The 6,095-nt window shown below is 70.1% G+C and carries 6 protein-coding genes; 5 read left to right on the top strand and 1 reads right to left on the bottom strand.

Annotated elements, in window-relative coordinates; translation table 11 throughout:
* The 5 genes from I0C86_RS38045 to ispG all read left to right on the top strand — a co-directional run.
* Positions 1-1,183 (top strand): MMPL family transporter (locus tag I0C86_RS38045; RefSeq protein ID WP_196206161.1); only part of this gene is annotated, 1,183 nt, incomplete at its 5' end.
* A gap of 79 nt (positions 1,184-1,262) precedes the next feature.
* Positions 1,263-1,808, top strand: coding sequence for a GNAT family N-acetyltransferase (locus tag I0C86_RS38040; RefSeq protein ID WP_196206160.1), 546 nt, complete (start codon positions 1,263-1,265; stop codon positions 1,806-1,808).
* A gap of 93 nt (positions 1,809-1,901) precedes the next feature.
* The gene (gene dxr / locus I0C86_RS38035) at positions 1,902-3,113 is read left to right on the top strand and encodes a 1-deoxy-D-xylulose-5-phosphate reductoisomerase (RefSeq protein ID WP_196206159.1); all 1,212 of its coding nucleotides are present in this window, start codon (positions 1,902-1,904) and stop codon (positions 3,111-3,113) included.
* Complete coding sequence (locus I0C86_RS38030) at positions 3,113-4,357, top strand: M50 family metallopeptidase (protein ID WP_196206158.1); 1,245 nt, start codon at positions 3,113-3,115, stop codon at positions 4,355-4,357. The genes dxr and I0C86_RS38030 overlap by 1 nt, the downstream gene beginning before the upstream one ends.
* A 7-nt stretch (positions 4,358-4,364) precedes the next feature.
* Positions 4,365-5,537: a flavodoxin-dependent (E)-4-hydroxy-3-methylbut-2-enyl-diphosphate synthase gene (gene ispG / locus I0C86_RS38025; protein WP_196206157.1), complete on the top strand. Its 1,173-nt coding sequence runs from the start codon at positions 4,365-4,367 to the stop codon at positions 5,535-5,537.
* A gap of 142 nt (positions 5,538-5,679) precedes the next feature.
* On the opposite strand, the gene I0C86_RS38020 is transcribed toward ispG, so the two are convergent.
* A partial coding sequence (locus I0C86_RS38020; RefSeq protein ID WP_196206156.1) for a PadR family transcriptional regulator occupies positions 5,680-6,095 on the bottom strand: 416 nt, incomplete at its 5' end.

Below are 6,095 nucleotides of genomic sequence, written 5' to 3'. Positions count from 1 at the left end.
GGGCGGGGCGGTGGACGGTTCCGGCGGTTTCGGCAGCTCAGGCGGTTCCGGCAGCTCAGGCGGCTGGGCCCGGCTGGCCCGCAGCGTGATGCGCCGCCCGGTGCTGTACCTGGTGGGGGTGTTCGCGGTGCTGGCGCTGCTCGCCGCGCCGTTCTTCCGGATGGAGGCCGGCGGATTCGACGAGCGGGTACTGCCGGACGACGCACCGCCCCGGCTGGTCGCCGAGCGGATCGCGTCGGAGTTTCCCGGCGGGAGCATCGCCCCGATCGAGGTCCTCGTCTCCGGATCCGCCGCTGCCGACGTCCAGCGGTTCGCCGACGAGGTCGCCCGGGTGGCAGGCGTCACCGGGGTGCAGCCGACCGCCGATCACGGCGACTCGACCCTGCTGTCCGTGACCTATCCGGGCGAACCGACCGGGCCCGTCGCCGAGAGCGTGGTCCGGCTGATCCGGGACATCCCGGCTCCGGCCGGTGCCGAGGTACTGGTCGGCGGGCGACCGGCGGCCGACCTGGACATGCTCGACAGCCTCACCTCGCGGCTGCCGTGGATGGCCCTGATCATGGCTTCGGCAACGCTGGTGCTGCTCTTCCTCGCCTTCGGCTCGGTGCTGCTGCCGATCAAGGCGGTGCTGATGAACCTGGTCTCGATCGGCGCATCGTTCGGCGTGGTCGTCTGGATCTTCCAGGACGGGCACTTCGCCGAGTGGCTGGGATTCACCTCGACCGGCTTCATCGAGCCGAGCAATCCGATCCTGATGCTGGCGGTCCTGTTCGGCCTCGCTACCGACTACGAGGTGTTCCTGCTGTCCCGGATCCGCGAGGAATGGGACGCCACCGGCGACAACACCGCGTCGGTGAGCGCCGGACTGCAACACACCGGACGGATCATCACCGCCGCCGCGCTGCTGCTGATCGTCGTCGTGGCCGGCTTCGCCACCGGCGGCGTGGTCTTCGTCAAGCTGATCGGCATCGGAATGATCGTGGCGATCGTGGTCGACGCGACCCTGGTGCGGGCGCTGCTCGTACCGGCCACGATGCGGCTGCTGGGCCGCTGGAACTGGTGGGCACCGGGTCCGCTGGCTAAGGTCTACCAGCGGTACGGCATCCGCGAGTCCGGGCCGGACTCAGACGACCCCGGTGCGGATCCGGCCGGCCGGGAATCGGTCGAAGCGGCCGCGCAGTGACCACCGCGCCGGTTGCCGGCGGCTGGCCCGGAGGAAAGTCGCTGGTGTACCCGTCTGGTGGGAGCTACCGTCCGCCCGCATGACGATCTACGAAACCGAACGACTGGTGATCCGGAACTGGACGCGGGAGCCCGCCGATCTCGCCCGGGTGTTCGACACCTACTCCCGACCCGAGGTCGTCCGGTATCTCGGCGCGCCACAGTTCCCGCTCCGTACGCCCGCCGACGCCGACGAGGCGGTGCGTCGCTGGCACACCCGCAATGCCCGGTTCGGCACCCAGACGTACGGCCTCTGGGCGGTGCAGCGCAGGGAGGATGGGCTGGTGGTCGGCAGCGTGATGCTCAAGCCGTTGCCCGGGATCGAGGAGTCGAGCCTGACCGACGACATCGAGGTCGGCTGGCACCTGCATCCGGACTCGTGGGGCCACGGCTACGCGACCGAGGCGGCACGTGGAGCCGTCGAGCGGGGGTTCGCGGCCGGCGCGGAGGAGATCTACGCCGTCGTGTCACCCGGGAACGAGGCGTCGATGTCGGTCGCCCGCCGGCTCGGCATGGCGTCGATCGGTCGTCGGACCGACTGGTACGGCGGCGAGGAGTTGGAAACCTTCCGGCTGCCCCGTCCCTGACCGCTCGCCTGGTCGGTGCCCGGATTGCCGGCCGGCCGCCCGTTCGCCGGGCCTGCCAGCGGACGTTCAGAGTTGTTCAGGGAGAATGTGCCGGTGAGCTCTCCGCGTGAGATCGTGTTGCTCGGCTCCACCGGGTCGGTCGGCACCCAGGCGATCGAGATGGTTCGTCGAAATCCCGACCGGTTCCGGGTGGTCGCCATCGGTGCCGGCGGCGGCAACGTGAGCCAGCTCGCCGCCCAGGCGCTCGAACTCGGGGTCGAGGTGGTCGGGGTCGCGAAGGCCTCCGCCGCGCAGGACCTGCAACTGGCCTTCTACGCCGAGGCGGCCAAGCGGGACTACCCGGGCGGCGGCTTCCGAATACCCAAGATCGTCGCGGGTCCGTCCGCCATGGCCGAGCTCGCCGAGTGGCCGTGTGACATCGTGCTGAACGCCGTCGTCGGCTCGCTCGGCCTGGCACCCACCCTGGCGGCGCTGGGCGCCGGCCGTACGCTCGCGCTGGCGAACAAGGAGTCGCTGGTGGCCGGTGGTCCGGTGGTCCGGGCCGCGATCCGCCGGCCGGGGCAGATCGTGCCGGTCGACTCCGAGCACTCGGCGTTGGCCCAGTGCCTGCGCGGAGGCAGCCGGGCCGAGGTACGCCGGCTGATCCTCACCGCCAGCGGAGGGCCGTTCCGGGGCCGTCCCCGTGACGAGCTGACCGGTGTCACCCCCGAGCAGGCGCTCGCGCACCCCACCTGGGACATGGGGCCGGTCATCACGATCAACTGCGCCACCCTGGTGAACAAGGCGTTGGAGGTGATCGAGACCCACGAACTGTTCGACATCCCGTACGACGACATCGAGGTGACGGTGCATCCCCAGTCGATGATCCACTCGATGGTGGAGTTCGTCGACGGCTCGACCTTGGCCCAGGCCAGTCCGCCGGACATGCGGCTGCCGATCGCGCTCGCCCTCGGCTGGCCGGACCGGGTGCCGGGCGCCGCGGCCGCCGTCGACTGGACCGCCGCGCAGAGCTGGCAGTTCGGTCCGCTGGACGAGACGGCCTTTCCCGCCGTACGGCTGGCCAAGCAGGCCGGCACGGTCGGGCGGTGCCGGCCGGCGATCTACAACGCCGCCAACGAGGAGTGCGTCGCCGCGTTCCTGGCTGGCCGGCTGCCCTTCCTCGGCATCGTCGACACGCTCGAACGCGTGCTGGAGGCAGCCCCGGATTTTGCCGAACCGGGTAACGTCGAGGAGGTGCTCGCCGCCGAGTCCTGGGCGCGCGCACACGCCCAGGAGATCATCGCGAAAGCGGTCAAGGGAGCTTGATGCTGTATTTACTCGGGGTGGTGGCGTTCGCCCTCGCAATCCTCGTCTCCGTGAGCCTGCACGAGGCCGGGCACATGATCACGGCCAAGCGCTTCGGGATGAAGGTGACCCGGTACTTCGTCGGGTTCGGCCCCACCGTCTGGTCGTTCCGACGGGGCGAGACCGAGTACGGCCTGAAGGCGATCCCGTTGGGCGGCTTCTGCAAGATCGTCGGGATGACCCCGCAGGACGACGACGTCGATCCGGCCGACGAGCCCCGGGCGATGTGGCGGTTCCCGCTCTGGAAGCGGACCGTGGTGATGTCCGCCGGCTCGATCGCGCACTTCCTGCTCGCCATCGTCACGCTCTGGATCGCCGCGATCTTCATGGGCCTGCCGAACCCGGACTACCCGACCAACCAGGCGGAGATCCGCAGCGAGCCGGCGCGGATCGAACTGGCGCCCTGCGTCGTCCGGGAGAACCCGCCGACCCGGGCCTGCCGGTCCGGTGACCCGGCCAGCCCGGCCGCCCAGGCGAGTCTGCGCGACGGCGACGTGATCACCGCGATCGGCTCCACCCCGGTGGCGAACTGGGGGCAGATGCTCGACGCCGTGCGGGCGACCAAGCCGGGCCCGATCCCGGTCTCCTACGTCCGGGACGGTGCGACGCACACCGCCCAGGTCGACCTCGCCGAGGTACAGCGCCCGCCGCAGGACCGGGCCGACGGTCCGGTCGGTCCGGTCTCGGCGCTGGGCGTCGGACTCGGTACGCCACCGACGATCACCTACGGGCCGGTCGCGGCCTTCGGGGCGACCGCCGACTTCACCGGTGACATGGCGGTCAACACCGTCAAGGCACTCCAGCGGATTCCGCAGAAGGTGCCGGCTCTCTGGGCGGCGATCACCGGCGAGGAGCGCGACGTCGACACCCCGATCAGCGTGGTCGGGGCCAGCCGACTCGGCGGCGAGGCCGTCCAGCACGGCCTCTGGGAGGTCTTCGTCCTCCTCTTCATCTCGCTGAACTTCTTCATCGGCGTCTTCAACCTGCTGCCGCTGCTGCCGATGGACGGTGGGCACATCGCCATCGCCTGGTTCGAACGGGCCCGGTCCTGGCTCTTCGCCCGGCTCGGCAGGCCCGATCCCGGCCGGGTCGACTACTTCAAACTGATGCCCTTAACGTACGCGTTGATCTTGATCGGCGGCGCGTTCACGCTGCTGACGATCACCGCCGACGTGGTCAACCCGATAACGCTGATCCAGAGGTGAATGCAGAGTGACCGCCGTCAGCCTTGGCATGCCCGCCGTACCACCGCCACCGCTCGCGCCCCGGCGGACGAGCCGGCAGATCATGGTCGGCTCGGTACCGGTGGGTGGTGGCGCGCCGGTGTCGGTGCAGTCGATGACGACGACGCTGACCGCCGACATCAACGCGACCCTCCAGCAGATCGCCGAGTTGACCGCCTCCGGATGTCAGATCGTCCGGGTGGCGGTGCCGTCCCAGGACGACGTGGAGGCACTGCCGGCGATCGCCAAGAAGTCCCAGATCCCGGTCATCGCCGACATCCACTTCCAGCCGAAGTACGTCTTCGCGGCGATCGACGCGGGCTGTGCCGCGGTCCGGGTCAACCCCGGCAACATCCGGCAGTTCGACGACAAGGTCAAGGAGATCGCGGCAGCGGCCTCGGCGGCCCGGGTGCCGATCCGGATCGGCGTGAACGCCGGTTCGCTGGACAAGCGCCTGATGGCCAAGTACGGCAAGGCCAGCGCGGAGGCCCTGGTGGAGTCGGCGCTCTGGGAGTGCTCGCTGTTCGAGGAGCACGGCTTCCGGGATATCAAGATCTCGGTCAAGCACAACGATCCGGTGGTCATGATCAGGGCGTACCGGCAGTTGGCCGAGCAGTGCGACTATCCGTTGCACCTCGGGGTGACCGAGGCCGGGCCGGCCTTCCAGGGCACCATCAAGTCGTCGGTGGCCTTCGGCGCGCTGCTGGCGGAGGGCATCGGGGACACCATCCGGGTCTCGCTCTCCGCCCCGCCGGTCGAGGAGATCAAGGTCGGCGCCGCGATCCTGGAATCCCTCGGGCTGCGGGAGCGGGGCCTGGAGATCGTGTCGTGCCCGTCCTGCGGTCGGGCCCAGGTCGACGTCTACAAGCTGGCCGAGGAGGTCACCGCCGGTCTGGAGGGACTGCCGGTCCCGCTGCGGGTGGCGGTGATGGGCTGCGTGGTCAACGGTCCCGGTGAGGCCCGCGAGGCCGACCTCGGGGTGGCCTCCGGCAACGGCAAGGGTCAGATCTTCGTCCGGGGAAAGGTGATCAAGACTGTTCCCGAGGCGCAGATCGTCGAGACCCTGATCGAGGAGGCCGTCCGGCTCGCCGACGAGATGGGCGCGGACCTGCCGGAGGAACTCCGCGAGCTGGTCACCGGTCCCACCGTCACGGTGCACTGACCGGCCAGCCGGTCCACGGAAAGCAGAGTCGGCCGACCGGTCAGCCGGCCCATGGAAGGCAGAGCCGGCCCCGGCGGCCGGTGGTGGGTGTTCCACCACGGGCGCCGGGGCCGGTTGATCTTGTCGGGTCGCTGGTCGCGGTTCACTCCGATTCGGCGAGAATCGCGTACAGCTTCTGTCGGGTTTCGTTGAGCACCTGGGCGGCCCGCTCTCGCTGGTCGTCGGTGCCGGTCGTCATCACCTGGCGCAGCGCGCTCATCGCCTGGATTCCGGCTTCCCGCATGTCGTGCCAACTGTTGATGGTGTCCTGGGCGAACTCGTTCCATGGCGGCTCCTGGGCCGCCTGGCTCGCCTCGGCCTGTCCGGCCTCGGTGAGCGCGAAGCGCCGCCGTCCGCCGCCCGACCCTTCGGTGGTGGCCGCGATCAGGCCCTCGTCCTCGAGAAGTTGCAGGGTCGGATAGATCGACCCCGGGCTCGGTCGCCAGGCGCCGCCGGTACGCGAGTCCAGCTCCTGGATCATCTCGTAGCCGTGCATCGGCCTGTCTCCTACACACATCT

The organism is Plantactinospora alkalitolerans (assembly GCF_015690345.1).
GTDB lineage: Bacteria > Actinomycetota > Actinomycetes > Mycobacteriales > Micromonosporaceae > Plantactinospora > Plantactinospora alkalitolerans.
Note: the sequence above shows the minus strand (reverse complement) of the source record. Positions and strands in the feature narration are given on the sequence as shown.

Bases quoted from the DNA above. Each gene is read 5' to 3' on its own strand.
- I0C86_RS38030 (WP_196206158.1), top strand. From the start codon at position 3,113: ATGCTGTATTTACTCGGGGTGGTGGCGTTCGCCCTCGCAATCCTCGTC.
- I0C86_RS38040 (WP_196206160.1), top strand. From the start codon at position 1,263: ATGACGATCTACGAAACCGAACGACTGGTGATCCGGAACTGGACGCGG.